The 26,944-nt window shown below is 60.0% G+C and carries 23 protein-coding genes; 13 read left to right on the top strand and 10 right to left on the bottom strand.

Features of this window, described 5'->3' with window-relative positions; genetic code table 11:
- Positions 1–9: 9 nt before the first annotated feature.
- Complete coding sequence (locus tag JQ848_RS03655; protein WP_202210277.1) at positions 10–2,313, top strand: TonB-dependent receptor; 2,304 nt, start codon at positions 10–12, stop codon at positions 2,311–2,313.
- Between the two features lie 231 nt (positions 2,314–2,544).
- Positions 2,545–5,079, top strand: coding sequence for a PepSY domain-containing protein (locus JQ848_RS03650; RefSeq protein ID WP_202210276.1), 2,535 nt, complete (start codon positions 2,545–2,547; stop codon positions 5,077–5,079).
- A 77-nt stretch (positions 5,080–5,156) separates the two neighbouring features.
- Here JQ848_RS03650 and JQ848_RS03645 read toward each other — a convergent pair whose 3' ends face one another.
- The 3 genes from JQ848_RS03645 to ptsP are packed head-to-tail and all read right to left on the bottom strand — an operon-like array spanning position 5,157 to position 10,707.
- A complete protein-coding gene (locus JQ848_RS03645) occupies positions 5,157–6,893 on the bottom strand; it encodes a PTS fructose-like transporter subunit IIB (protein ID WP_161719073.1) in 1,737 nt (578 codons plus the stop codon).
- Between the two features lie 11 nt (positions 6,894–6,904).
- Positions 6,905–7,846, bottom strand: coding sequence for a 1-phosphofructokinase (gene pfkB / locus JQ848_RS03640; RefSeq protein WP_202210275.1), 942 nt, complete (start codon positions 7,844–7,846; stop codon positions 6,905–6,907).
- Positions 7,846–10,707 (bottom strand): phosphoenolpyruvate--protein phosphotransferase, encoded by a 2,862-nt coding sequence (gene ptsP, locus JQ848_RS03635; RefSeq protein ID WP_202210274.1) that lies wholly within the window; start codon positions 10,705–10,707, stop codon positions 7,846–7,848. Before ptsP ends, pfkB begins: the two co-directional genes overlap by 1 nt.
- Positions 10,708–11,047: 340 nt before the next feature.
- On the opposite strand from ptsP, the gene cra reads away from it, so the two are divergent.
- Positions 11,048–12,043 carry a catabolite repressor/activator gene (gene cra, locus JQ848_RS03630; protein ID WP_010655559.1) on the top strand — a complete coding sequence of 332 codons (996 nt, stop codon included), beginning with the start codon at positions 11,048–11,050 and terminating at the stop codon, positions 12,041–12,043.
- A 2-nt stretch (positions 12,044–12,045) separates the two neighbouring features.
- Positions 12,046–12,834 carry a TatD family hydrolase gene (locus tag JQ848_RS03625; protein WP_003443820.1) on the top strand — a complete coding sequence of 263 codons (789 nt, stop codon included), beginning with the start codon at positions 12,046–12,048 and terminating at the stop codon, positions 12,832–12,834.
- Positions 12,835–12,868: 34 nt separating this feature from the next.
- On the opposite strand, the gene ampE is transcribed toward JQ848_RS03625, so the two are convergent.
- From ampE to JQ848_RS03610, 3 genes are all read right to left on the bottom strand, one after another.
- Complete coding sequence (ampE, locus tag JQ848_RS03620) at positions 12,869–13,705, bottom strand: regulatory signaling modulator protein AmpE (RefSeq protein WP_003443823.1); 837 nt, start codon at positions 13,703–13,705, stop codon at positions 12,869–12,871.
- Positions 13,702–14,265, bottom strand: a complete 564-nt coding sequence (gene ampD, locus JQ848_RS03615) for a 1,6-anhydro-N-acetylmuramyl-L-alanine amidase AmpD (protein ID WP_003443825.1) — start codon at positions 14,263–14,265, stop codon at positions 13,702–13,704. Before ampD ends, ampE begins: the two co-directional genes overlap by 4 nt.
- An 83-nt stretch (positions 14,266–14,348) precedes the next feature.
- Positions 14,349–15,851: a DUF1631 family protein gene (locus tag JQ848_RS03610; RefSeq protein WP_202210273.1), complete on the bottom strand. Its 1,503-nt coding sequence runs from the start codon at positions 15,849–15,851 to the stop codon at positions 14,349–14,351.
- Positions 15,852–16,085: 234 nt separating this feature from the next.
- Here JQ848_RS03610 and nadC point away from each other — a divergent pair, with 234 nt between their 5' ends.
- Complete coding sequence (gene nadC / locus JQ848_RS03605; RefSeq protein ID WP_010655557.1) at positions 16,086–16,934, top strand: carboxylating nicotinate-nucleotide diphosphorylase; 849 nt, start codon at positions 16,086–16,088, stop codon at positions 16,932–16,934.
- A 108-nt stretch (positions 16,935–17,042) separates the two neighbouring features.
- On the opposite strand, the gene JQ848_RS03600 is transcribed toward nadC, so the two are convergent.
- The 3 genes from JQ848_RS03600 to JQ848_RS03590 form a co-directional block, all read right to left on the bottom strand.
- Positions 17,043–17,540, bottom strand: a complete 498-nt coding sequence (locus tag JQ848_RS03600) for a methylated-DNA--[protein]-cysteine S-methyltransferase (protein WP_003443830.1) — start codon at positions 17,538–17,540, stop codon at positions 17,043–17,045.
- Positions 17,537–19,033 carry a DNA-3-methyladenine glycosylase 2 gene (locus JQ848_RS03595; RefSeq protein WP_202210272.1) on the bottom strand — a complete coding sequence of 499 codons (1,497 nt, stop codon included), beginning with the start codon at positions 19,031–19,033 and terminating at the stop codon, positions 17,537–17,539. The genes JQ848_RS03600 and JQ848_RS03595 overlap by 4 nt, the downstream gene beginning before the upstream one ends.
- A gap of 242 nt (positions 19,034–19,275) precedes the next feature.
- Positions 19,276–19,677 (bottom strand): pilin, encoded by a 402-nt coding sequence (locus tag JQ848_RS03590; protein ID WP_010655555.1) that lies wholly within the window; start codon positions 19,675–19,677, stop codon positions 19,276–19,278.
- A gap of 221 nt (positions 19,678–19,898) precedes the next feature.
- Here JQ848_RS03590 and JQ848_RS03585 point away from each other — a divergent pair, with 221 nt between their 5' ends.
- Genes JQ848_RS03585 through yacG form a run of 4 tightly spaced genes read left to right on the top strand, consistent with a single transcriptional unit; the run spans position 19,899 to position 22,804 of the window.
- On the top strand, positions 19,899–21,116 hold the full coding sequence (locus JQ848_RS03585) for a type II secretion system F family protein (protein ID WP_202210271.1): 1,218 nt from the start codon (positions 19,899–19,901) through the stop codon (positions 21,114–21,116).
- Between the two features lie 2 nt (positions 21,117–21,118).
- Positions 21,119–21,967: a prepilin peptidase gene (locus JQ848_RS03580; RefSeq protein ID WP_328821508.1), complete on the top strand. Its 849-nt coding sequence runs from the start codon at positions 21,119–21,121 to the stop codon at positions 21,965–21,967.
- A 13-nt stretch (positions 21,968–21,980) separates the two neighbouring features.
- Positions 21,981–22,604: a dephospho-CoA kinase gene (coaE, locus tag JQ848_RS03575; RefSeq protein ID WP_003443839.1), complete on the top strand. Its 624-nt coding sequence runs from the start codon at positions 21,981–21,983 to the stop codon at positions 22,602–22,604.
- Positions 22,601–22,804, top strand: a complete 204-nt coding sequence (gene yacG, locus JQ848_RS03570) for a DNA gyrase inhibitor YacG (protein WP_003443840.1) — start codon at positions 22,601–22,603, stop codon at positions 22,802–22,804. Before coaE ends, yacG begins: the two co-directional genes overlap by 4 nt.
- A 72-nt stretch (positions 22,805–22,876) precedes the next feature.
- Here the strand turns inward: yacG and JQ848_RS03565 are convergent, their stop codons facing one another.
- A complete protein-coding gene (locus JQ848_RS03565) occupies positions 22,877–23,563 on the bottom strand; it encodes an energy-coupling factor ABC transporter permease (RefSeq protein ID WP_003443841.1) in 687 nt (228 codons plus the stop codon).
- Positions 23,564–23,688: 125 nt separating this feature from the next.
- Here JQ848_RS03565 and JQ848_RS03560 point away from each other — a divergent pair, with 125 nt between their 5' ends.
- The 4 genes from JQ848_RS03560 (at position 23,689) to JQ848_RS03545 (ending at position 26,436) form a co-directional block, all read left to right on the top strand.
- Complete coding sequence (locus tag JQ848_RS03560) at positions 23,689–24,318, top strand: DUF1780 domain-containing protein (RefSeq protein ID WP_003443844.1); 630 nt, start codon at positions 23,689–23,691, stop codon at positions 24,316–24,318.
- Positions 24,315–24,842, top strand: a complete 528-nt coding sequence (locus JQ848_RS03555) for an MOSC domain-containing protein (protein ID WP_003443848.1) — start codon at positions 24,315–24,317, stop codon at positions 24,840–24,842. Before JQ848_RS03560 ends, JQ848_RS03555 begins: the two co-directional genes overlap by 4 nt.
- A 55-nt stretch (positions 24,843–24,897) precedes the next feature.
- Positions 24,898–25,071: a DUF3094 family protein gene (locus JQ848_RS03550; protein ID WP_003443851.1), complete on the top strand. Its 174-nt coding sequence runs from the start codon at positions 24,898–24,900 to the stop codon at positions 25,069–25,071.
- 63 nt (positions 25,072–25,134) lie between these two features.
- Positions 25,135–26,436, top strand: a complete 1,302-nt coding sequence (locus tag JQ848_RS03545) for an NAD(P)/FAD-dependent oxidoreductase (RefSeq protein ID WP_003443854.1) — start codon at positions 25,135–25,137, stop codon at positions 26,434–26,436.
- Positions 26,437–26,944 lie beyond the last annotated feature (508 nt).

Here is a 26,944-nt window from a genome sequence, read left to right as displayed (position 1 = left end):
GATCTTCACATGTCGCGCCAACTTATAAAAATACCTGTCAGCTCACCGCGTTTACTGGCTTCGGCTATCGGTGTCGCGATTACCGCGACCTCTGCAGCCCATATGGCTCAGGCTGCCGAAAGCACGGACAGCAAAGCACAGGGCAACAGTATTTCCCTTGGCGCGACCACGGTTTCAGGCGAGCAGAACGAGCAGTCCTACCAGATTGAAAAAGCCGACTCCCCGAAGTACACAGCGCCCCTGATTGATACGCCCCGCTCGATCACCGTGATCCCGCAACAACTGATCAAGGATACGGCCGCAACTTCCCTGCAAGACGCATTGCGCACCGTTCCAGGCATTACCTTCGGCGCAGGTGAAGGCGGTAACCCGCAAGGCGACCGGCCGTTCATTCGCGGCTTTGACGCCCAGGGCGACACCTATCTGGACGGCGTGCGCGATACCGGCGCCCAGACCCGCGAGATTTTCGCCGTTGAATCGATTGAAGTCGCCAAAGGCCCGAACTCGGCCTTCGGCGGTCGCGGTGCAGCCGGCGGCACCATCAACATGGTCAGCAAGAAAGCCCATCTGGGTAATTCGTTTGATGGCGGCTACACCTGGGGCTCGGATCAGACCCAACGCTATACCCTGGACGGTAACTATCAGTTCAGCGATACCGTTGCCGGTCGTCTGAACCTGATGAGCCACGAAAGCAATGTGGCCGGTCGCGACAATGTCAATTACGACCGCTGGGGTATTGCTCCTTCCCTGGCGTTTGGCCTGGGCACCGATACCCGGGTCAACGTCGATTACTACCACATGGAAAGTAACGACCTGCCGGACTCGGGTATTCCTTACGGTTTCTCGGTGGGCAAAACCCATACCGCAGACAGCCCGGACAAGCCGAACGACGGTGGCGACAGCAGCAATTTCTACGGCCTGAAAGATCGTGATTTCCGCAAAACCCGCGCCGATATCACTACTTTTTCGTTTGAACACGACTTCAGCGAAGACCTGCACGTCAAGAACACCCTGCGCCACGGCAACACCCTGCAGGATTACATCCTGACCCAGCCGGACGACAGTAAAGGCAACGTCAACAACGGCAGCGTCTGGCGCCGGGCCAACACCCGCGTGAGCAACACCGCCACCACCACCAACCAGACCGATCTGTTTGGTGACGTATATATCGCCGGCTTCAAAAACAGCTACTCCACCGGTATCGAACTCAGCCGCGAGACCAGCAGCAAGTCGTCCTATACCGTTAATACCAGCACCACCCCGGGTACCGCTGGCGGCTCTAACTGCACTCCTGGCATGATCGGCGCCCCAAGCGACTGGAACTGCACATCCCTGGGCAACCCGAATGCCAATGATCCATGGAACGGCTCGATCGCACGCAACTATGCCGGTACTGACAGCGCCAACACCACACGCGCCATTTATGCGATGGACACGCTGGAACTGTCACCTGAGTGGCTGCTGAACATGGGCCTGCGTTACGACCACTTCGAGACCAAGTACAAATCGTACACGGCCGCCGGAGCGACCACTTACAAGGGATCTGACACTAGTGACTTCTTCTCCGGCCAGCTCGGCCTGGTGTGGAAAATCCAGCCTAACGGCAGCGTCTACGTGTCTTACGCCACCTCGGCCACCCCGCCGGGCTCGATGCTGGACAGCAATGAAACCAACCCGTTGAGCGGTACTCCGGATCGCACCGGCAAGATTCTGGCCAGCGACATGGAACCGGAAGAAACCACCAACTATGAACTCGGTACCAAGTGGGATGTGTTCAACGACCGCCTGTCTCTGACGGCAGCCATCTTCCGCACCGAAAAAGAGAACACCCGGGTCCAGACAGACGCTGACACCTACGAGAACGCCGGCAAAACCCGCGTCGACGGCATCGAACTGTCTGCCTCCGGTAAAATCACCGAGCAATGGCAAGTGTTTGCGGGCTACACCTATCTGGACGGCAAGCAGCGCGATGGCGGCCCTTTGAACAAGGCTACCGATGGCAACCAGCTGCCCAACACCCCGAAAAACAGCGCCAGCCTGTGGACCACTTATGCGATCACACCCAAGCTGACCATCGGCGGCGGTGCATTCTACGTGGATGAAGTATTCGGTAACGTCGCCAACTCGACTTACGTTCCGGCTTACACCCGCTACGACGCAATGGCCAGCTACAAGCTGACCAAAAACGTTGATCTGCAACTGAACGTACAGAACCTGACCGACAAGACTTACTACGACAAAGCCTTTTCGACCCACTTCGCCAACCAGGCGGCGGGCCGTACAGCCTTGTTGACCACCAGCGTTCATTTCTGATGCCAACCTGGTAATGATCACAGGTGGGAGCTGGCTTGCCAGCGATGCAAGCGATACGGTTTTACCGTTAAACCGTGCAGCTGCAATCGCTGGCAAGCCAGCCTCCCACACAGAGATGCCACAGCTTTAGCGCAAAGCCCTGTCCAACGATGGTCGGGGCTTTTGTGTGTAAACAACCTGCACGGCAAACTGCGCCGTGAAGCATTCAATTGAGCGAGCAAGGCGGTCGTCGTGTTTAAGAAAACCCTTTTTCAGCTGCACTGGTTTTTCGGGATCACCGCAGGGCTGATCCTGGCCGTCATGGGGATTACCGGCGCGACGGTGTCGTTCCAGGACGAACTGCTGAACTTGCTCAACCCCTCGGTGCTCAAGGTCGAGAAACTCGACAGCGGCACCCTGGCGCCCGCCGAACTGGTACGCCGGGTCGAGGCCACTGAAGGCAAACAGGTGTCCATGCTCTGGGTCGGGGTGGACAGCGACAGTGCCGCACGGATTTTCTTCACCCCGCCGCCGGGGGAGCGCCGCGGTCAACTGCGCTATGTCGACCCTTACACCGGCACCTATCAGGGCGACGCCAGCGGCCAGGGCTTCTTCGATCTGATGCTGCAACTGCACCGCTTTCTGGCCATGGGCCAAACCGGTCGCCAGATCACCGGTGCCTGCACCCTGATGCTGATTTTCTTCTGCCTCTCGGGCCTCTACCTGCGCTGGCCGCGCCAGGCACTGAACTGGCGTGCCTGGCTGACCCTGGACTGGGCCAAAAAAGGCCGCAGTTTCAACTGGGACCTGCATTCCGTGGCGGGTACCTGGTGCATGATCTTTTACCTGCTGGCCGCCCTGACCGGCTTGTCGTGGTCCTACGAGTGGTACAACAAAGGCCTGCAAAAACTGTTTTCGGACAGCCCCAACAGCCAGCAGCGCAAAGGCGGTCGCGGTCAGCCCGGCCCTGCGGGGCCGGCCCCTGTAGCCGATTACGATGCCATCTGGGCCACTATCCAGCAGGCTGCCGGGCCGCAACTGAGCCTGTACAACGTGCGGATGCCACCGGTGGCCGGGCAGCCGGCCACGGTTTTTTATCTGCGCAGCGACTCGCCCCATGAGCGCGCCTTCAATCAGATCGTGCTCGACCCGGTCACTGGCGTAATCAAACAACACCAGCGCTACGCAGACAAAAGCTACAAGGCGCAATTGCTGACCAGCATTTACGCGCTTCACGTGGGCAGTTACTGGGGCCTCCCCGGGCGAATCCTGGTGACCATCGCCAGCCTCAGCATGCCGTTGTTCTTTATTACCGGCTGGTTGCTGTACCTGGACCGGCGCCGTAAAAAGCGTCAGATCAAGCAGGCGCGCCAGGGTTTGTCCACGGCGCACAGCGATGCATCGCCCTGGTTGATCGGCTTTGCCAGCCAGAGCGGTCTGGCCGAACAACTGGCTTGGCAGAGCGCCGGACAATTGCAGGCCGCCGGATTTGCAGTACGGGTGCAACCGCTGGCAGCGCTCAGCGAGCAGGACTTGCAGCAGGCCAGCCATGCACTGTTTGTCGTCAGTACCTTTGGCGATGGTGAAGCCCCCGACAGTGCCCGTGGCTTTGAACGCAAAGTCCTGAACCAGCCTTTGGCCCTGAGCAGTCTCAAGTATTCGTTGCTGGCCCTGGGCGATCGCCAATACCCGCACTTCTGCGGCTTTGCGACCCGGGTTCAGCAATGGCTGAACGAGCGTGGCGCACAATCATTGTTCACTCCGGTCCAGGTCGACAGCGGCGACCCCGAGGCGCTGCAGCACTGGCAGCAACAGCTCGGTCAACTGACCGGTACTGCGCCGGCGGCCAACTGGCAGGCACCGGGTTACAACAACTGGACCCTTGAACAACGCCAACTGCTCAACCCTGGCAGCAGCGGCTCCGGGGTTTACCTGCTGGGGCTCAAGGCCCCCCATGCCAGCGATTCATGGCAGGCAGGTGATCTGGTTGAAGTCATGCCACGGCAGTCCCCGGCAGCGATTGAGCATTTCCTGCAAGGTCTGGGTCTGTCGGCAGACACCCGGGTACAGCTCGATGGTCTGCAAGAAACCCTGGCCCAGGCCCTGGGCGGGCGTCAGCTGCCGGACAATCGCGGGCATCTGGTGGGCATGCATGCACAGGCATTGGTCGACGCCTTGATCCCGCTGCACATGCGTGAATACTCCATTGCCTCGATCCCCGAAGATGGCCTGCTGCAACTGATCGTGCGTCAGGAGCGCCATGCCGATGGCAGCCTGGGCCTGGGTTCGGGCTGGCTGACGGAACACGCAAATGTGGGTTCTGCCATCAGCCTGAGGGTACGGCGCAACAGTGGTTTCCATCTGCCCGCCGAACCTTGTCCGCTTATTTTGCTGGGCAATGGCACCGGACTGGCGGGGCTGCGCAGCCTGCTCAAAGCGCGCATTGCCAAGGGCCAGCAGCGTAACTGGCTGTTCTTTGGTGAACGCAATGCCGCCCATGACTTCCACTGCCGCGAAGAACTGCAGGGCTGGCTGGCCAGTGGTGATCTGGCGCGGCTGGATCTGGCGTTTTCACGGGATCAGGCACAGAAGATTTATGTACAGGATCGCTTGCGCGAGTCAGCTGATGAAATACGCAGATGGCTGGCAGACGGCGCCGCTATTTATATCTGCGGCAGTCTGCAAGGGATGGCGGCGGGTGTGGATCAGGCCTTGACCGAGCTGCTGGGCGAGCCAGCGCTACAAGCACTGATCGAGCAAGGGCGTTATCGGCGGGATGTGTATTGAACCGATGCCCGCCCCCCTGCAGGAGCGGGCTTGCCCGCGAGCGGTTCAAGGGCTCGCGGGCGGTTTGAGTCAAGGCCTCAGGCCTTGGCAGTCTCCAGCGCCATTTCCGCCGGTTCCGCACGTTTGATCACGGCATACACCACTGCCGTCACCAGGCTACCGGCGACAATCGCCAGCAAGTACAGCAGCGCATGGTTGATCGCATTCGGGATCAGCAGCACGAACAAGCCACCGTGCGGTGCCATCAGCTTGCAGCCGAAGTACATCGACAGTGCACCGGTCAAGGCGCCCCCCAGAATACTCGCCGGAATCACCCGCAGCGGGTCTTTGGCGGCGAACGGAATCGCACCTTCGGAGATAAAGCACAGTCCCAGCACCAACGCGGCTTTGCCCGCCTCGCGTTCGGTCTGGGCAAATTTGCGCCGGGCAATAAAGGTCGCAATCCCCAGGCCGATCGGCGGCACCATGCCGGCAGCCATGGTGGCGGCCATCGGCGCGTAACTCTGCGAAGCCAGCAGCCCCACCGAAAACGCGTAGGCCGCCTTGTTGATCGGCCCGCCCAAGTCGACACACATCATGCCGCCCAGTAGAACGCCCAACAAAATGGCGTTGGTGGTGCCCATGCTGTCGAGGAAGTGGGTAAGGCCTTCGAGCATGCCGGCCACTGGCTTGCCGACCACATAGATCATCACCAGGCCGGTAAACAGGCTGGCAAACAACGGGATGATCAGAATCGGCTTCAGCGCTTCCAGACTTTGCGGCAATCGCGCATAGCGATTGATCGCCTTGGCGCAGTAACCGGCGATAAACCCGGCAATGATCCCGCCGATAAACCCGGCACCCAGGGTACTGGCCAGCAGCCCGCCAATCATCCCCGGCGCCAGGCCCGGGCGGTCGGCAATCGAGTAGGCGATATAGCCCGCCAGCAATGGCACCATCAGTTTGAACGCCGCATCGCCACCGATCTGCATCAGTGCCGCCGCCAGCGTGCCGGGCTCTTTATAGGCCGTGATCCCGAACACGAAGGACAGGGCAATCAGCAAGCCGCCCGCCACCACCATTGGCAACATGAACGACACGCCAGTCAGCAGATGCTTGTAGACCCCGGTTTTCTCTTGCTTGGCCGGTGCAGAACCATCAGCCGCTGCCGTCTCTTCCCGGCCTTCGCTCAAGGCTTTGTTCAGGGTGGCTTCGGCTTGCTTGAGGGCGATACCGGTGCCGCAGCGGTAAATCTTCTTGCCGGCAAAACGCTCGGTCGGCACTTCGATATCAGCCGCCAGCAGCACCACATCGGCGTCTCTGATGGCCTGCGGGCTCAGCGGATTGCGCGCACCGACCGAGCCCTGGGTTTCGACCTGCAGCTCGTAGCCCAGACGCTTGGCCGCCTGCTGCAATGCTTCGGCGGCCATAAAGGTGTGCGCCACCCCGGTCGGACAGGCGGTGATGGCGACGATTTTCGGCCCGTGCTGCGGGCTCTCCGCCTCGGTAGTAACTGCTGGAGCGACATACACCCGGGCTTCCTGGGCGCCGCGCTGCAGTATCGCTTCGACATCCTGCAGGGCCTGGGCCGGGGTGCTCTGGAACACGGGTTTGCCAACAAAGCGTTGCATGTCCAGAGGCGTGCTGCTGACCACCAGAACCCATTGCGCTTGATCGATGGTTGCCTGGGACAGCTGGCGTTCCGGATGCTTGGGGTCATGCACTTCAACACTGGTGCTCCACCCCTGACGTTGCGCCGCTGCGTCCAGCAATCGGGCGCACAGCACGCTGGTGACCATGCCGTTGGGGCAGCCCGTGACAATGGCTAATTTCATGTGCAGTCCTCTTATTCTTGTGTCAGGGGGCAAAGGCTGACACCGCTTTCAAGCGTCGCCAGGTGCACCGCATCGCTGATGCCAAAACCGATTTGCGTGACCGCCAGCGCCCCGATGGCGGTGGCAGTGCGCAAGGTCTGCTCGGGGGTGTGGCCGCTGAGCAGGCCATGCAGCATGCCCGCCAGCAGTGAATCGCCGGCACCCACGGTGCTGGCGACGCGAACCTTGGGCGGCCGCGCCTGTAAGGCAAATGCCGGGTTGAACCAGTTCACCCCTTCAGCACCGTGGGAAATCACCACATGCTCAACGCCCCGGGCCTGCAATTGCGCGGCAGCCGCGGTCTGCGCCTCAAGGCTGGCAATGTCGTGCCCCAGCGCGGCGCTGAGTTCTTCGGTGTTGGGTTTGATCAACCAGGGGCCCGCACTCAAACCTTGCTTCAAGGCTTCGCCGCTGGTGTCCAGCACCACTTTCAGGCCAAGGGACTTCAGACGTCGCAGCAATTCACACAACCACTGCGCGCTGATGCCTTGGGGCAAGCTGCCAGCCACCACCACCGCGTCATGGCTGGCGGCAATCTGATCGAGCTTGTCGAGCAAGGCCTGTTGCGCCAGCTCACTGACCTGTGGCCCCGGCCCGTTGAGGTCGGTTACGCGGCCATCGTCTTCAGCCAGCTTGATGTTGCTGCGGGTGTCACCGGGCACGCGGATAAAGGCGTCGACAAAACCGCGGCAGGCAAACAAGGCGTTGAACGGCGCTTGATTGTTTTCACCGAGAAAACCGCTAACGGTGACGCTGTGACCCAGATCGGCCAGCACCTGTGCGACATTCACCCCCTTGCCCGCGGCATGGCTCAGCAAAGCCTGGCTGCGGTGGACTTGCCCCGGTTGCAGATGGGACAGTCGCACAGTCAGGTCCAGGGCCGGGTTAAGGGTTACGGTCAGGATTCTGGCCATCAGAGCGCCTCCACCAAGGCCCGGACTTCTTCCGGGCTACCGACGCTCAAGGCCTGGGTAGCCAGGGTCTTGAGACGCTCCATGCTCAATTCGCGAACCCGCGCCTTGACCTCGGGAATGCTGCGCGCAGACACACTCAACTCATCCACGCCCAGGCCAACCAGCACCGGCACCGCCAGCGGATCGGCCGCCAGCTCGCCGCATACGCCGACCCATTTGCCATGGGCATGGGCGGCACGCACGGTGATGTCGATCAATTGCAACACCGCCGGATGCAAACCGTCGGCCTGTGCCGACAGGGTCGGGTGGCCCCGGTCGATGGCCAGGGTGTACTGGGTCAAGTCGTTGGTGCCGACGCTGAAAAAATCGACTTCCTTGGCCAGCACCGGGGCCAGCAAGGCGGCGGACGGCACTTCAATCATGATCCCCAGCTGTAAGTCAGCCACCGGGATTTCCAGGCGCAGACGTTCGGTCATGTCACGGGCGGCGCGCCATTCGGCCACGCTGCCTACCATCGGGAACATGATGCGCAGCGGGCGGTTATCCGCTGAGCGCAACAGCGCCCGCAACTGGCTTTCCATGATGTGCGGACGTTGCAAGGTGAGACGAATACCCCGTACTCCAAGAAACGGGTTTTCTTCTTTCTCGATCGGCCAGTACGGCAGCGGCTTGTCGCCGCCCACGTCCAGGGTGCGTACCACCAGAGGCCGCCCGTCCAGGCCATCGAGCACCCGACGGTACTCGGCTTCCTGGGTGGCTTCGTCCGGCGCCTGGCTGTGGGCCATGAAAATCAGCTCGGTGCGCAGCAGGCCTATACCTTCGGCGCCCTGCTCGACCGCGTTGGCCACACCCTTGCTCTCGCCGATATTGGCAAACACTTCGACCCCGTGCCCATCCACAGTAACGGCCGGTTCATGACGTTGCTCGGAGGCAGCCAATAAGCGCTGTTCGCGGCTGTCACGCTCAGAAGTGGCGCGCTGCAGGGCGTCGGCATCCGGTGCGACATGCAGGCGGCCACGCTGGCCATCAATCAATAGTTGAGTGCCGGGCGCCAGCAGCAATACCGCTTCGCCAGCTCCGACCAATGCAGGAATTCCCAAGGCCCGGGCGACAATCGCACTGTGCGCGGTGGCGCCACCACGGGCCGTCAAAATGCCTGCAACCCGTGCCGGATCAAGACGCGCCACGTCGGACGGACCCACTTCGTCCATCACCAGCACATAGGGTTGATCAGGTTCGGCCGGGGTTTGCACGCCACACAACTGCGCCAGAACACGGCGCCCGATGTCACGTAAATCCGCGGCGCGCTCGGCCAGCAATGCATCCTGCAACGACTCTTGCTGACGTGCAGCCGCCTCGATGACCGACATCCACGCGGCCTCGGCGCTTTCGCCCTGCTTGAGCCGGGTATCGACCTCATCCGTCAGCTCCGGGTCATCGAGCATTTCCTGATGGGTGATAAAAATTTCGCGAATGGCCTTGGACTGGCTGCGCTGAATCAGGCCTTCAATGTCCTGACGTACCTCGGCCAAAGCTTTTTTCAGACGTTCACGCTCAATCGCCGCTGATTCGCCACGCAGCGGGTAATCGATAATTTGCAGCACTTGAATGTGTGCCGGCCCGATGGCAATTCCGGGCGCGGCGGCGATGGCCTGGATCACGCTGCCGTCAGCCGGAGCTATGAGCAGCGTGGCGATGTCGGCCACGGGTGCTGCTGACTCGGCCAGCAGCGGCAGCGGCTCGACTTCTTCGCCCAGGCCTTCTTCAATGGCGGCCAGTATCGCCGGCAATGCATCACCGGCAATTGCGGGTTCGGCGACAAACTCCAGCACCTGGCCGCGACGTGCGCCCAGGCTGAGCAATTTGCTCAGGCTCTTGGCCGATACAGCCGACTCCTGGCCGTCAACAATTCGTACACGGATCTCGCCATCAAAGCTCTTCGCCAGTTGCGCGAGTATTTTCGCCGGACGGGCGTGCAAGCCGTGGGCGTTGGCCAGGGTGATACGGGCACTCGGCCAGTCAGCCGGTAATTCGCCGCCCAGCACTTCAAGTACTGCACGACTGCTGGTGGCGCGTCCCAGTTCATGCCCGCGACCTTCGATCAGCAGCGCACACAAGCGTTCAAGCAATGCCTGGTGGGCTTCCCCCAGGCTTGCCAGGCAGAACAGCCCGCTCAGTGGCTGGCCCAGATAGCGCATCGGCTTGTCCGGGGTCACAAAAGCCAGGCCCGGGCGCTTGACTGTTTGCTCGCTGTGCAGCCACCACAAACCATCGCCCAGGGGCAATGCGTCCACCTGTTGCAACACCGCAGCAAAGCCGTTGCTCACACAATCGGCCTGACGCAGCAGGCGGGCACCGCGCCAGACCAGTTCTTCGAAATCATCGGCGGAGACACCGAGGCCGATCATCTGCGCATCCAGTGCCAGTTCCTGTGGCGCGCCCTGAAGCAATTTGAGCAAGGCTTCGGCGGAACTGGCACGACGCAATGCCTGGCCCAGATCGGTTTCGCCCAAAGCCCGGGTCAGCAGTTGCAGCAGGCGCAAATGCTCGTCGGACTTGGCCGCAATGCCGATCGCCAGATACACGATCTGACCGTCGCCCCAGTCCACTCCATCGGGAAACTGCAATAAACGCACGCCCGTGGCATACACCAGGTCGCGGGTTTCAGGAGTGCCGTGGGGAATGGCAATTCCCTGACCCAAGAAGGTCGAGCCCTGAGCCTCACGCGCTTGCAAGCCTTTCAGATAACCTTCGGCCACCAAACCATCGGCGACCAGCTTATCGGCGAGTAAATGCAGCGCCGCAGACTTATCCACAGCCGTCTGGCCCATGGAAATCTGCTCTATGGTGAGCTCGAGCATGCGTTCTCCTTTTCCGGTGCTCCATGGCACCAGGTATTGTTTTGAATTAAGTCAGCGTAGATAGCTCCCCCCGAAGGCCTGAGTCATGTGTGGCAAGCACATTGCTCTGCGGGGTAAAGATCCATTAAACACGCCTGCTGAAACGTTTAATCAAGAATGTCCGGCACGTTACTGCATAATTGCCCGCGCTTGAAGCCCAACTTGTCGTATTGATCAATGCAAAACGGCCGGGCTTGCAAAAAAACCAGATGCCGACAAGGCAGACGAAGATCGACTGCCTTTATCGGTTAGGATTGGCCAAAATGTCGACATGTACTACAAAAAATAAGGAATTTCCGGCGTGAAGCTCAGTGATATCGCTCAACTGGCAGGTGTTTCCGTGACCACCGCCAGCTACGTCATCAATGGCAAGGCCGAACAGCAGCGCATTAGCAGCAGCACAGTCGAGCGTGTCCGCGCGGTGGTCGAAGAGCATGGTTTTACCCCCAACCCACAAGCCGCAGGGCTGCGCAGCCGGCACACGCGCACCCTGGGCTTTATCCTCCCGGACCTCGAAAACCCGAGCTATGCGCGCCTGGCCAAGCAACTGGAACAAGGGGCCCGGGCCCGCGGCTATCAATTGCTTATCGCCAGCTCGGACGATGCGCCGGACAGTGAGCGCCAGTTGCTCAAACTGTTTCGCGCCCGCCGCTGTGACGCCCTGTTCGTCGCCAGTTGCTTGCCTGCGGACGATGACAGCTACCGTCAACTGCAAGACCTGGGCATGCCGATCATTGCGATTGACCGGACTCTGGAGCCTTCGCGCTTTTGCTCGGTCATCAGCGATGACTGCGAAGCCAGTCTGCAATTGACCCGCAGTTTGCTACAACCGATGCCACGGCAAATTGCATTGATCGGCGCGCGCCCCGAGCTGAGTATCAGCCAGGCCCGGGCGGCGGGGTTCAAGCAAGCCCTGGAAAATTTCGACGGCGAAATCCTGATCGAGCATGGTGCTGCCTTCAGCCGCGAATGCGGACGCCGGATCATCGATGATCTGCTGGCTCGCCAGGGGCACTTCCCCGAGGCGCTGATCACGACCTCATACGTTCTGCTGCAAGGGATGTTTGATGCACTGCTGGAGCACCCGAGCCAGCGTCCGCCGTTGCGTCTTGCCACCTTTGGCGACACTCAACTGCTGGACTTCCTGCCATTGCCGGTCAATGCCATGGGCCAGCAACACAGGCTGATTGCCGAAAAAGCCCTGAGCCTGGCCTTGTCGGCGATTGAAGAGCAGCACTATGAGCCCGGCATTCATGCCATTGCCCGAGTGTTCAAACAGCGCATCCATCAGGCCTGAGCATGCAACTGATCGACAGCCACACCCATCTCGATTTCCCGGACTTTGACGCCGACCGCCTGCCGTTGCTGGCACGCAGCAGAGCACTGGGGGTTGAGCAGATGGTGGTGCTGGGGGTTGAGCAGAATACCTGGCAGCGGTTGTGGGATCTGGTGCAAACAGACAGTCAGCTATATGCCGCCCTGGGTTTGCACCCGGTGTACCTCGACCGGCATCGACCTGAGCATGTGACTGAACTGGGTCAATGGCTGAACCGTCTTGCCGGGCATCCGCAGCTATGCGCCGTAGGCGAAATCGGCCTCGACTTCTTCCTTCCCGAACTTGACCGCGACGCTCAACAACAGCTGTTTGAAGCGCAGCTGAAGCTGGCGTCGGACTTCCAGCTCCCGGCCCTGCTCCACGTTCGCCGCAGCCATGCGCAAGTGATCGCCACGCTCAAGCGTTTCCGGCTCCAGCGCGGCGGGATCATTCATGCGTTTGCGGGTAGCCGGGAAGAGGCGCGTGAATACCTGAAGCTGGGGTTCAAGCTGGGCCTGGGCGGTGCGGCGACCTGGCCACAGGCATTGCGCCTGCGCAAAGTGCTTGCCGACCTGGCACCGGACACAATAGTGCTGGAAACCGACTCCCCCGACATGGCCCCGGCCATGTACCCCAACCAGCGCAATAGCCCCGAACATTTGCCGGATATTTGCCGGGCACTGGCCGAAGTGATGGGCCTGCACCCGGAGCAACTGGCCAAGGCTTCAACAGCCAATGCCTGTGAAGTGTTTGGCTGGACGCTGCCGGTGTAGGAGCGAGCCTGCTCGCAAGGGTTTTAAATGGCCATCAGAGCAACAATGTCCATACCGCAAAACCTGCATACCACAGCACGGCAGCCCGCAGCAGCAGCGCCCACAGGGTATCAAGGCTGGCGACGCCTTCAGGGCCGGCCTGGGGGGCGGGGATTTCAGCGGCGGCACAGCCAGCCTTGTTGATCAACTGTTCGGCGCTGATGTCCCAGCTCAGCAGTTCATGCAACATCACCCGGCTGACGGCCGCGAAGTTGCCCACCAGTGCAAAACTTGCCCCCAGCAACCGAACCGGCAACCAGTCAAAAGCGTGACGCAGCTGCTGTGCACGCTCGACCAGTTCCGGGTTGTTGCCATGCTCGGCAGCCAGCGCCAGCAGGCGATAGCTCAAGGCGGCGACCGGCCCCAGCAGGAAGTACCAGAAAATCACGGCGAAGAAACTTTGATACGCCTGCCATAACAAATGGCTCTGCACCCTTTCCAGCAATTGCTCGCCACTGTCGGCGGTTTCGCCCAGATCGCGCTCGGCAACATGGGCGCAGGCCTGCAAGTCACCACGGCGCCAGGCATCCCGGAACGGTCCGAGCCCGGCCAGCAAGTCGCCTCGCCCCAAGCTGTAAATCACCACCAGCAAATGCACCGGCAGCACCAGCAAGCCATAGGCCACAGGTTCCAGCACCCATAGCAGCAGCCCCAATACAGCCACCGGGAACAGAATCAGGATCGCCAGTACCCACCATGGCCTGCGCCCGAGCCCGGGGCTGGACTCCAGCTTGTGCAGCTCGCGCAGCCAGCCGCCATCGCACTGAAGACGCTGACGCAAACCCGAGAGTTTCTCGATCAGTATCGCCAGCAGTAACACCACAAAACTCATTGCATCTCTCCTGTGTGCTGCAACGCGCCGCGAAAGCGCGTCCAGTCAAAAGCCGGGCCAGGGTCAGTCTTGCGCCCGGGGGCCACGTCACTGTGGCCACATATCCGGTGCAGGGTAATGGCGGGAAAAGCCGCTTGCAATTGCCGGGTCAACCCGATCAGCGCCTGATACTGCGCATCGCTGAACGGCAGGTCGTCGGTGCCTTCAAGCTCGATCCCCAGCGAAAAGTCATTGCAGGTCTCACGCCCCTCGAAGCTCGAGACACCTGCATGCCAGGCACGATCCAGACAAGACACAAACTGAGTGATTTTGCCGTCACGTTCAATCAGAAAGTGCGCGCTGACCCGTAACTCACTGATGCCTTCAAAGTAGGGATGTTCTGTGACATCCAGGCGATTCTGGAAAAATTCCTGAACCTTGCCGGTAGCGAATTGCCCCGGTGGCAGGCTGATGTTGTGGATAACCAGCAAGGAGACTTCGCCGTTCGGGCGCGCATTGAAGTTGGGTGACGGACAATGGCATACGCCTTGGCACCAACCGCTCGCGGGGTCCAGCTGCATACAGGCTCCTTCAACGGGAAAAACGAAAGGCCCAGTATGCCGCGATGCGCAGGCCGATGGGGAGCAATCTGTAACGCCGCGTATTACTGCGCGGCGGATTGGCCCAGGCTCTCAATCACCGAGGCCAGTGCCCGGTCGAACAGCAGGCTGTCGTCGAGCAGCAATATCGTGCCGCAACGCAGTTGGCGAATTAATTCGGAACGGTTTTTTTCCAGGGTTTTGATGCCACTGCGATTAACAAAAACATACCTGCCCTCGGGTTCGACTATCGCGATCAGCTTGCAGCGCAGGTGCGAACCCTGATCGTCCTGCTGGTCGATCCAGGTACCGATTCGCAACTGGCTGACCAGCAGCAGCCCTAAATGGTCCTGTTCGTCGAGGACGGGCAGAGGCAATGACGACACCAGCCACGGCCTGATTGCCTGCAGCTGGCGATGTGTCGCCAGTTCGTTGTCGCGGATATGTTGTTCAAGCAATTCAACACGGTCATGTTCGGTCTGGGTAAGCATCAAAAAGTCGTGCAACCAGGACTCGAGCAGACCGGGATCGTGACCCGAGTAACTCGCCAGTTGCTGAACCACGTGACTGATTTGCCGGTGCAACGGATGGCTACGGCAATCGACACTGGAGTCCCAACCGATGGCAGCACTGGCGATTGCATTGAGCAAACGGCGCGCCGGGTGGCTATCACAGCTGAAAAAGTTCTGATCCATCTGCGCAATTCTGAACATCGGCGCCTGTAACTGGCCGACGATGTTTTGCAACGGCGCCGACAGGTTGCGATCGCCGCGGATGTAATCGAATAACAACTCCACCAGGTTGCCCGCATATTCACCCGTTTCAGGGGATTGCTGCGGGTGCCCGGCCGGTTGTGCGGAGCAGCAGGACGTTGCGGACACCAGGTCGGGCAGCGCGCCAGTGGCGATCAGCAGCTGGTTGGCATCGGCATACAATTGCCCGGTATGGCTGAGCAGATACTTTTCAAACAGTTGCAGCATGATCAACTTGACCTTGATCTCGATGCCCTGATCACGCTCGGCCTGCAAAAAGTATTCGCACAGCATGGCCGGCCCCAGCGGGTTGTTCTGCTCATTGAGCACGACCCGGCTCAACGTATTGAGGCGAGTGCTCAAGTGGCACAGGGCCGACTGATCGCGTACCAGCACCTTCGCCACCATGGCATTGATGACCTGGGCGCGCTCAAGGTCGTTGCCCAACAGCGAAAACACGCCCTGCGCGGGGGTTGCCATCAACAGCGTGGAGTCACTGGCAGCGGGTTGGGTCAACTTGATAAATGCGTAGAGCAACCGCTCGAGAAAACTGCGCTCGATGTTTTTGCGCTTGAGCCGTACATCGCGCATGGCTTCAAAAAACAGGCTCTGTTCTGCGTCGCTGCGGGCCTTGTCGGCCATTTCGAACAGGGTTGCATCGGCGTTATCGAACAGTACTTGCAAGTGGGACTTGAGCTGCTGTGCGGCCTTGTCATGGACCTGCAACAGGATCACAGGCAGGCGGGCGAGAGGCGAGTGAATCGCCAGCTCGATTGAGGACCTGTGGTCAGCCCCCGCTTTCCCGTCAATGTGCATCCCGGCCTCCAGCGCTGGACGTCAAACTCATGACGCCAAATAGAAGGCGGATTATCTTGTAAAAGCTGTCGCTTGTGCCAGCAGACTCTGCATTTCAGTCTGTGCGCCGGCAAATTAATCCCGAAAGTGCCAAAAGCCGCACAGTTGCAGAGAACCGGCAGTTACCCCGCACGCTCCTTGGGTTCACCGCCAGCATGGCCCTATAATCGGCGCACTTTGTTTGTGGAGCCCGTTATGCCGAATTTATGCCTGGCCGACCTCACCGCCGAAATCGAAGCCAACGTACGCCGTGCGTTAGCCGAGGACATTGGCAGTGGCGACATTACTGCACGGCTGATCCCGGCCGAACGTCTGGCCACTGCCTCAATCATTACCCGCGAAGCCGCTGTCATCAGTGGTACGGCCTGGGTCGACTGTGTATTTCGCCAGCTTGATCCACGCGTTGCAGTGCACTGGCAAGTGGTCGACGGCGAGCGCGTGAGCCCCAATCAAGTGCTGTTTCACCTCGAAGGGCCGGCCCGCTCACTGCTCAGTGGTGAACGTAGCGCGCTGAATTTTCTGCAACTGTTATCGGGGGTAGCCACCCACGCCCAGTCATTGGCCGATCAAGTGGCGGATACCGGGGTCAAGTTGCTGGACACACGCAAAACCCTGCCGGGCCTGCGCATGGCGCAAAAATACGCGGTGACCTGCGGTGGTTGCCACAACCACCGCATAGGCCTGTACGACGCATTCCTGATCAAGGAAAACCACATTGCGGCCTGCGGCGGCATTGCCCAGGCGATCAGTGCCGCGCACAAGATCGCTCCGGGAAAACCGGTGGAAATCGAAGTCGAGAGCCTGTCCGAACTCAAGGAAGCGCTGGCAGCCGGGGCCGATATCATCATGCTCGACGAACTGAGCATGGACGACATGCGTGAAGCGGTGCGCCTGAATGCAGGCAAAGCCAAGCTGGAAGCCAGTGGCGGCATCAACCATGCCACCTTGCGCCCGATCGCCGAAACCGGCGTTGACTACATCTCGATCGGCGCCATGACCAAGGATGTCAAAGCGGTGGATCTGTCGATGCGGTTGAGCCTGTAAAAAACCCGCACCTGCAGGAGCGAGCTTGCTCGCGACGGCATCAGCGCAGTCAGCCCGGAACTGCACGTTGCCTGAGTCGCGAGCAAGCTCGCTCCCTCAGGGTTGCAGTCAGGACAATACAAAGCCCTGACACTTCACCTCATGTTCCAGTAGCCATTGCTTGGCCGCCAGGCCGCCGCCAAAGCCGGTCAGCGTGCCATTGCTGCCAATCACGCGATGACACGGAATGATGATCGGGATCGGGTTACGCCCGTTCGCCGCCCCCACCGCCCGCGATGCCTTGGGCCGAAGAATTTGTTGCGAGATCTGCCCGTAGCTGGTGGTGGCCGCGTAGGGAATGGTGGTCAGCGCCCCCCAAACCGACTGTTGAAACGCCGTGCCCACAGGCTTGAGCGACAGATCGAAAACCAGCCGTGTACCCGAAAAATACTCCTCGAGCTGACGCCGCGCTTCAGCCAGTTTTGGCGCTGAATGCACCCAGCCCGCCAGTGGCGTATGGGGCCGACGATCCAGTTCAAAACGCACTTCGCGCAACCCTTCGTCATCGGCCACCAGAAACAGCGGGCCAATGGGTGACGGCATTTGATCGTAGTAAATCCGGGTCATGTTGACTCCTTGCGGGCGGCGGCCGAGTCAGTGGCCGCACGCCATAAATACATTACTGAATAGGCCCGCCACGGACGCCAGCTTTCGGCCAGGGTTTGCAGGGCCCGGGTACTCAACGGCGTATCGTGGGGATTGGCTTCGCGGCGCAGTATCAGGTCCGCCGCCGGGAATGCATCGGGGTGTTTGAGCACCCGCATGGCGATGTAATGTGCGGTCCACTCGCCGATTCCCGGCAGCTGTACCCAGCGCTGGATAAAGCTGTGCAACGGTTGCTCGACGGCAAAATCCACCCGGCCTTCGATCAGGGCGCGGGCGATACCCTTGATTGTGTCTATCCGCGCCTGGGTAATGCCCATCTGACCCAGATCGGCCTCTGCCAGTTGCTCGGGCCCCGGGAATAGACGATCAAGCCCTGCCCCTGGCGGGCTCTCAATCGCAATGCCGTAGCGGTGCACTATGCGGCTGGCCAGGGTCCGTGCAGCTGCCACGCTGACCTGCTGGCCCAGTACCGCCCGCACCGCCACTTCAAATCCATCCCAGCCACCGGGCAACCGCAGGCCCGGATAGCGTTCGACAAGCGGCGCCAGCAGCGCACTGTTACTCAAGGTCTGAGCTATTGCCAGAGGATCGGCATCCAGATCAAACATCCGCCGGATCCGGGTGACCACACCAAGCATCTGGCCCGGCGGCACATTCAACAGCTCAAGTTGCAGCGCATGCTGCTCACCCGGCCAGGCACTGACCCGCAACCAGCCGGGGGCATCGCCGGCACCAAATACCCGCTGATAACTGTGGGCGTCCACCTGTTCGATGCCTGGCAGGGCCCGAGTCTGCAGAAAGCCCAGTAACGCGCTGAAATCGTAAGGCGGGCGATAGCCCAGACGCAGCACCAATGCCTTGTCGGCCCGGGCTTTCGGGCTGCGCCTGAAGTCTCTGGGCTGCGCATGATTGGCCTCGGCAAACGCGGCATTGAAGCGCCGCAAGCTGCCAAAGCCGGAGGCCATGGCTACTTCGGTGATCGACAGGTGTGTTTCGCTCAGGAGCTGCTTGGCGAACAGCAAACGCTGAGTCGCATGTACCGCTATCGGTGGGGCGCCCAGGTGCTTGACGAACAGGCGCCGCAATTGCCGGGCACCGATATCCAGACGATCGGCCAGCATCTCCAGCGAGTGATCGGCCAGGAAACCTTCATTGATCAACTTCAAACCACGGGACACCAGATGCTCGCCATGCAGCCACAGCAGATTGCCCGGCGCCAGTTCTGGCCGACAGCGCAAACAGGGTCTGAAACCCTGGGCCTGAGCAGCCGCCGCGCTGGGGTAATACACCACGTTTTCGGGCTTTGGCGGGCGCGCCGGGCATACCGGCCGGCAGTAGATCCGGGTGCTGAGCACCGCCGTAAAAAACACCCCGTCAAAACGCGCATCACGGCTTAACCGGGCGATTTCGCAGGCGGCGGTGCTGGGCGCAAGAAGGCTGTTGTGTGTGTTCATGGAGCGCACAATAGCACTGGGTCATGGCTGATTCTCGCCATTTTCGGACCTCAATGTCGGCCGTCGATCAGCGGGTTCTGGAGAGGGGTTGCACACCCCAATGCCCGCACCGTCGCCCTGGCCGTACTGCATGAGCGGCAATCATCTGCGCCCGGCAGAGGGTTTGATCAGATTGCCCCTGGCTGGCATTTTTTCCGGCATCTCACATTGCAGGAGCCGGCCTGGCTCCTGCAGAACCCTGACTATTTACAGGCACCGCTTTGCAGACAGGTGCCGGTTTGGGTCCACACCAGTGTGCTGCCGCTCAAGGCAGGCGTCATCACGCTGGTCCAGCCACCCGCTGCCTGAGTGCCGGTCATGCTGATCACGCCATCTACCACTGTCATGCCCGCTGCCAGGTTGTCAGTGGCTGCGGCCGGGCCTGGAATGCCGTGGCTGCCCGCATCGCAGACAGTCAAATCATTACTCTCGCTGTAACACAGCGCGACGGCGGTCTTGTAGCTGTTGCTGATTGAGTTCACCTCGGCAAAACGGGCCTTCATGGTGTGTTCGTTGTAAGCCGGCAGTGCAAAAGAGGCGATCAGGCCAATGATCGCAACCACAATCATCAACTCGATCAGGGTGAAGCCTTTTTGTTGTTTCACATGAAATCTCCAAAAGTGGGACGCGGCCCTGTGGCCAAACGCCAAAGCAGTACTGAGCCGCCCAAAAAGTGCGCACAGGCTATCAAGGTTAGCGGGCGGTTGCTCCACAACTACATGGCTGACATCTGTGGAAACGCTCCAATGGCCGTCCCGACTTTGGGCCATCTAGCCTTTGAGGCCAGGAGCACAACAAAGCAATCAACTATTCAGGGATGGAAAAAATGCCAGCACAGGCAGATAAAACCAGTGTTTATCGGTGGCAAGGCACTGATCGCCATGGCGCTCCGGCCAGTGGTGAAAGCACTGGCCACAGCCAGGCAATGATCCGGGCCCGGTTACGCCGACAAGGTATTACCGTTAGTAAAATTCGCCGGCATACAGACCGCGACACCCCCGCAGGCAAACCCGCCAAAGCCGTACAGATCACACTTTTCACTCGCCAGTTGGCCACGCTGATCAGAGCCGGCATCCCGCTGCTGCAAGCGCTGGAGGTAATTGCCAACGGCCTGGAACATCAGGCCATGGGCAAGCTGGTGAATGATCTGCAGCAGGACATCAATGCAGGTATCAGCCTGGCAAGTGCGTTGCGAAAAAGGCCGGCACAGTTCGATGCATTGTTCTGCAATCTGATTGAGGCTGGCGAGCAGGCCGGGGCACTGGATGTGTTGCTGGAGCGGATCGCGACGTACAAGGAAAAAACCGAAACTCTGAAAAACAAAATCAAAAAGGCCATGACCTACCCCATAGCCGTGCTGGTGGTGGCATCAGGGGTCTGCGCAATTTTATTGATTGAAGTGGTGCCGCAGTTCCAGCGCGTGTTCGACTCTTTTGACGCCCAACTGCCACTGTTCACGCTCTGGGTAATCGCTGTCTCCCAGGCGCTGCAACAGTTCGGCCTGTGGCTGCTCGCCGGGGCCGGCCTGGGGTGTGCAGCTCTGGGCTATCGCTACAAACACTGCGCGGCGTTGCGTCAGCGCCTTGATCGCTGGCTGTTGAAACTCCCGGTGCTGGGCAACCTGCTGCATTTTTCGGCCATCGCCCGTTTTGCCCGCACGCTGTCCACCACCGTTGCCGCCGGAGTTCCATTGCTTGAAGCGCTGCAGGCAGTCGCCGGAGCCACGGGCAACAGCCTGTTCAAAGACGCGGTACTGCAACTCAGGCAGCGGGTGGCAACAGGCAGTCAGATCCATGTTGCCATGGGCGATGTCGGAGTATTCCCGGGCATGGTGATCCAGATGACAGCAATTGGCGAAGAGTCCGGCACACTGGACGAGATGCTCAACCACGTAGCCACCTATTATGAGAGCCAGGTCGACACTCTGGTCGATAACCTGACAGCATTGATGGAGCCGGCAATCATGGTGGTACTCGGCGTCATGGTTGGCGGACTGGTGATCGCCATGTATTTACCGATTTTCAAATTGGGCCAAGTGATTTGAGCATGATTGAATTTTTCACCCGCCACCCCGACGCTTTTATCGTCTGCGCCCTGATCCTCGGCTTGTTGGTGGGCAGCTTTATCAATGTCCTGGCCTGGCGCTTGCCCAGGATGCTCGAGCAGGACTGGCGAGCACAGGCCAGGGAATTGCTGGAGTTGCCTGCAGCCGAAAAAATGCCTGTGTATAACTTGATGCTGCCCCGCTCCCACTGCCCGCAATGCCAGCACCCGTTGCGCCTGTGGGAAAAGATTCCGCTGCTCAGCTACCTGCTACTGGGTGGCAAGTGCTCCCGGTGCAGGACCGTTATCAGCCCGCGCTACCCCCTGACCGAACTGGCTTGCGGATTATTGTCGGCGTTTATAGCCTGGCATTTCGGCCTGAGCCTGCAGGCGGGCTGGATGCTGGTGCTGACCTGGGGGCTGCTGGCTATTTGCCTGATCGATGCCGAGCACCAGATCGTGCCCGATGTTCTGGTGCTGCCCCTGCTCTGGATGGGCTTGCTGCTCAACAGCTTCGATACTTTTACCAGCCTGTCACAAGCGGTATGGGGCGCAGCGCTGGGCTATGCAAGCCTGTGGTCGATCTTCTGGATCTTCAAGCTGCTCACCGGCAAGGACGGCATGGGCTATGGTGATTTCAAGCTGCTGGCGATGCTCGGAGCCTGGGGCGGCATTGCAGTATTACCCTTGACCATTGTGCTCTCGTCACTGATGGGTGCGATCGCAGGCCTGAGCCTGCTGGCATTACGCCGGGCCAAAACCTCCACCCCGATTCCCTTTGCCCCCTATCTGGCAATTGCCGGCTGGATTGGATTGCTCTGGGGTGGTCAAATAACCGCCTTCTATTGGTAGCTTTCGGTTTGAAATGAATACCTCATCTTCCAGACCCTGGATCCTCGGCCTGACCGGCGGCATTGGCAGTGGTAAAAGCGCCGCTGCCGAGCACTTCGCCGCCCTGGGTGTTCATGTGGTGGACGCCGACCATGCGGCACGCTGGGTGGTAGAGCCCGGGCGCCCGGCGCTGGCGAAAATCGCCGAACACTTTGGCGATGCCGTGCTGCAGGCCGATGGACAGCTTGATCGCAGCGCCTTGCGCAGCCTGATCTTTAGCGACCCTGAACTTCGGCGCTGGCTCGAAGCCCTGCTGCACCCATTGATTCGGGAAGAAATCGCGCTCAACCTGGCCCAGGCAAAATCGCCCTACGCCATTCTGGTTTCGCCACTGCTGATAGAGTCCGGGCAGTACGCAACCACCCAGCGCGTACTGGTGATCGACGCCCCGCAAGCCTTGCAGATTGAGCGCACGTTATTGCGCGACAACACCAGCGAACAGCAAGTACAGGCCATTCTGAAGGCTCAAGCCAGCCGCGAAGAACGCCTGAGTCACGCTGATGACATCCTGGTCAACGATAGCGACCTGAAGACGCTCCAGACTGAAGTCGAGCGCCTGCATCACTTTTACTTAACTTTGCGTGGAGGCCAACCATGACCAAACCTATGACCGTAGACTGCCCGACTTGTGGCACCGCCGTGGAATGGAAAACCACCAACGCGTTCCGGCCATTCTGCTCGGACCGCTGCAAACTGATCGATTTGGGCGCCTGGGCCAGCGAAGAACACAAAATCCCGGTAAGCCCGGATGCAGAAGACGACCTGTTTTCCGAGGACTTGCCAGACCGCCTGCATTAACCCCCCCTGCGCCAGCCGGCTTGTCAGCGATTACAGCGCCCTTTGTAGCGCTGGCAGGCCAGCGCCTGACCGTCACCTGGGGTCTTCATCCTTCCAGGGGGCGGCCAGGTAACGGGTACGGTTGAAGGTCTCGAGCCATTCAGGACAAAACACTACCAGTGCAGTGACCAGCATCCCGTTGATGAACGCTTCCGGAAAGATGATCAGCCACAGATAGCCAATAAAGTCTTCCAGCCACTGCGCCATGACGAAGATCCCGTCCAGCCACAACACGCCAAGCACTGCCAGCAAACACAACAACGCCGCCAGCGCCGCCGCAAAGAAGCCTGAGCAAAAGATATACACGAAGGGATTACGCGGTTGTGCACGCTCAACCAGTCGCGCGCAACATTCCGTCACTGCTATGGGCAACACAATCAGCAGCATGCCATTGACGCCCATCGCGGCCAGGTCCTGTCGCCCCAGCAGCACCAGCCCTCCTTGCGCCATAAGCGCACCGATAACGGCCAGCGGCCAGTCGAGCAGTAATGTGACCACTGTCAGGCCAATAAAGTGATACGACACACCCGTATCGAAATCACGTCGCACCAGCCACAGCAAGAACAGTCCGAATACAGTCCCGAACAGCAAGTGCTGGCGGCGCGGGTCGGCAAACAGCTCAACCCACGGCGCTCGCCAGATCGCCCAGACCACCACGGGCACATAGAGCATCCAGCCGGTCAACATCGTTTCAGTGGACAACACTGCGGCACTAATCATGTTCGCGTCCTCATCCTGTTAAAGCACACCGCTCAACCCTCCGTGTTTGATGCCCCTGTTGGTGATGCACACGAGTCTACACCGCAGACTTTCAGGAACACCTGTTTCAAGGCTAAGCTGCGTCCATGGACGACTCTGATTATCTGCGCCTGCTCACCATTCAGGCCGAACAGGCCAATGCCTTTTTATCCAATGCCCGCAAGTGGGAGCGTGAGCGTTGGGTCTGCCAGCGCCTGCTCCAGGGCCTGAATATTCCGTATCACTCCGAAGACTTCACCCAGGCCAGCCAGGAACCTCCGGATGTATTGTTTGGCGAGGCCCGCTTTGAAGTGTTCTTTGTACTTGATGAAGGCCGACGCTTGAATGATGAATGGCGTGAAGAGCTCCAGCGCCGCCGCAGCGCCTATTCCCTGAGCCAGCTGGTACGTCGCGAGGCACGACCCAAACGAATTCCGGCGAGCAAGCTACTGCAACGACTGGGCCCTACCCTGCACAAAAAAGCCACCAACTACCGCGAACGCGATATCGATTTGAGTCAATTGGACATCATTGCCTTCTCCAGCCTCAAGCGCGAAGTTCTGGACCTTAACAGCCACTTCCCGCCCCCTACCGAATACTTGCGCATGGGTTGGCGCTCGCTGTCACTGGTGGGCCCTACCTTTGCCCGGGTGTTGTTCGCGCAACCGGATGCGCCGGACTTTTTGCGCAATAACCTGGGGCGCAGCATTATTTTCGATGTCGGGATCAGCCTGTGAGCCCGCTGCAGGAACTGCTTGCCGAGGTGCCGCAAACCGGCCGCGTGCGCTGGATCGGCGTACGCCCCGAGTCCCGTGCAGACATGCTGGAACTCGACGCCGTGGAAGCCCGCCGCGAAGCCGGGCTGACTGGCGATCATGCGCGCCCGGGGCCCCGCAATGCCCGGCAAGTGACGTTGATTCAATGGGAGCATCTGGCCGTCATCAACTCGCTGATGGGGCGCCCGCAAGATCAGCCGCTGTTGGCCCCGGATTTGCGACGCAATCTGGTGATCAGCGGGATCAATCTGTTCAGCCTTAAAGGCAGGCGCTTCAGGATTGGCCAGGCCATTTTTGAGACCACCGGCTGGTGCCAGCCCTGTGCCCGACTGGAGCAGCGGCTGGGCCCTGGCACTTTCCAGGCAGTGCGTGGCCATGGCGGAATCACGGCCCGGGTAATCGAAAGCGGGATCATTCGTCTAGACGACGAACTGCGGGTCGAGCCATTGCAGCCCAGCGGCTATGCTCCTTTTAATCCCGGTTGAATCACCGCTGTAGCTTTTACACCTCCCGCAACGTCTATCTGACGAGGCCACAATTATGTCCAGCCGCCTGAACCCAGATGATCAAAAGCATGTCGAAGAGTACCTGCAACTGCCACAAAACCAGGTTGAGCGCCGGCCTTTCAGGCCCTTGCTGCTCCTTGGTGTGGTGGTGATCGTGGTCATTGGCATGGGCTTTTTGAGCCGCCTCCTGAGTTATCTGGCGCTATGAGCTGCATTGCGCTCGCCCGGATCGTTGCAACACAGAATTTTTCAAGCCTTGTGAGTGATACCTATGAACCATCGTATTGTTATCGTCGGCGGCGGTGCCGGCGGTCTGGAGCTGGCTACCCGCCTGGGCAAGACCCTGGGCAAACGCGGCAAAGCCAGCGTGATGCTGGTCGATGCCAACCTGACCCACATCTGGAAACCGCTGCTGCATGAAGTTGCGGCAGGGTCGCTGAACTCCTCCGAAGACGAGCTCAACTACGTCGCCCAGGCCAAATGGAACCATTTCGAATTTCAGCTGGGCCGTATGAGCGGGCTGGATCGTGAGCAGAAAAAGATCTCATTGTCGGCAACTCTCGACGAAAATGGTCAGGAACTGGTGCCCGCCCGCGAGCTGGGCTACGACACGCTGGTGATTGCGGTGGGCAGCACCACCAACGACTTCGGGACCAAGGGCGCGGCTGAGCATTGCCTGTTTCTGGATACCCGCAAGCAAGCCGAGCGTTTTCATCAGCAATTGCTTAACCATTATCTGCGCGCCCATGCCGGGCAAACCGATGTGGTCGAGCAGATCAGTGTGGCCATCGTCGGCGCCGGCGCGACCGGTGTCGAGCTGGCCGCCGAACTGCATAACGCGGCACATGAACTGGCCGCATATGGCCTGGACCGCATCAAGCCGGAAAACATGCACATCACCCTAATTGAAGCCGGGCCACGGGTTTTGCCCGCGTTGCCGGAACGCATTGGCGGCCCTGTGCATAAAACCCTGGAGAAGCTCGGGGTCACCGTTCTGACCAACTCAGCGGTGAGCGAAGTGACTGCTGACAGCTTGATCACCAAGGACGGTCAGGTCATTCCTGCGAGCCTGAAGGTTTGGGCGGCAGGGATCCGCGCACCGGGGTTTCTTCAAGAAATTGCAGGGCTGGAAACCAATCGCATCAACCAGCTGGTGGTTCGCCCTACGCTGCAAACCACCCGCGACGACAACATTTTTGCCTTTGGCGATTGTGCTGCCTGCCCGCAGCCGGGTACCGACAAGATGGTCCCACCTCGCGCCCAGGCTGCCCACCAGCAAGCCTCGCTACTGGCCAAGTCGCTGAAACTGCGGATTGAAGGCAAGTCGCAACTGCCTGATTACCACTACCGTGATTACGGCTCGCTCATTTCACTGTCGAGCTTCTCGGCTGTGGGTAACTTGATGGGTAGCCTGATGGGAAGCGTCATGCTGGAAGGCTGGCTGGCCCGGATGTTTTACATCTCGCTGTACCGCATGCACCAAATGGCGCTGTACGGTACGTTCCGCACCTTGATGCTGATGCTCGGCAGCAGGATCGGACGCGGTACCGAGCCACGGCTGAAACTGCACTGATTACCACTAAACCTGCAGGCGCTTGCTCGGGGCATTTTCGAACAGCTCGCGAGCAAGCTCGCTCCTACAGAGCAGGATCGGACGCGGTACCGAGCCACGACTGAAACTGCACTGATCATCACTAAACCTGCAGGCGCTTGCTCGGGGCATTTTCGAACAGCTCGCGAGCAAGCTCGCTCCTACAGAGCAGGATCGGACGCGGTACCGAGCCACGACTGAAACTGCACTGATTACCACTAAACCTGCAGGCGCTTGCTCGGGGCATTTTCGAACAGCTCGCGAGCAAGCTCGCCCCTACAGGGGCGGCTGATGCTCAGAGAGCATAATTACGCACCACAGACTGCGCCGGCTTGTAGCACGCCGAATATGTGGGAGCCGGCCTGACCAGGTGTCTTCATTGCTGGCAAGTCAGCTCCCACAAAGCCCCATGCCAACCCGTCCAGTTTTTCGCAGGCATAAAAAAAGCGACCCGAAGGTCGCTTTTTTTATTGGCCGCTGATGAGAATGT

Source organism: Pseudomonas paraversuta (genome assembly GCF_904067025.1).
Classification (GTDB): domain Bacteria; phylum Pseudomonadota; class Gammaproteobacteria; order Pseudomonadales; family Pseudomonadaceae; genus Aquipseudomonas; species Aquipseudomonas paraversuta.
The sequence above is the reverse complement of the archived record's forward strand: the minus strand, read 5'-3'. Positions and strand labels throughout refer to the sequence as shown.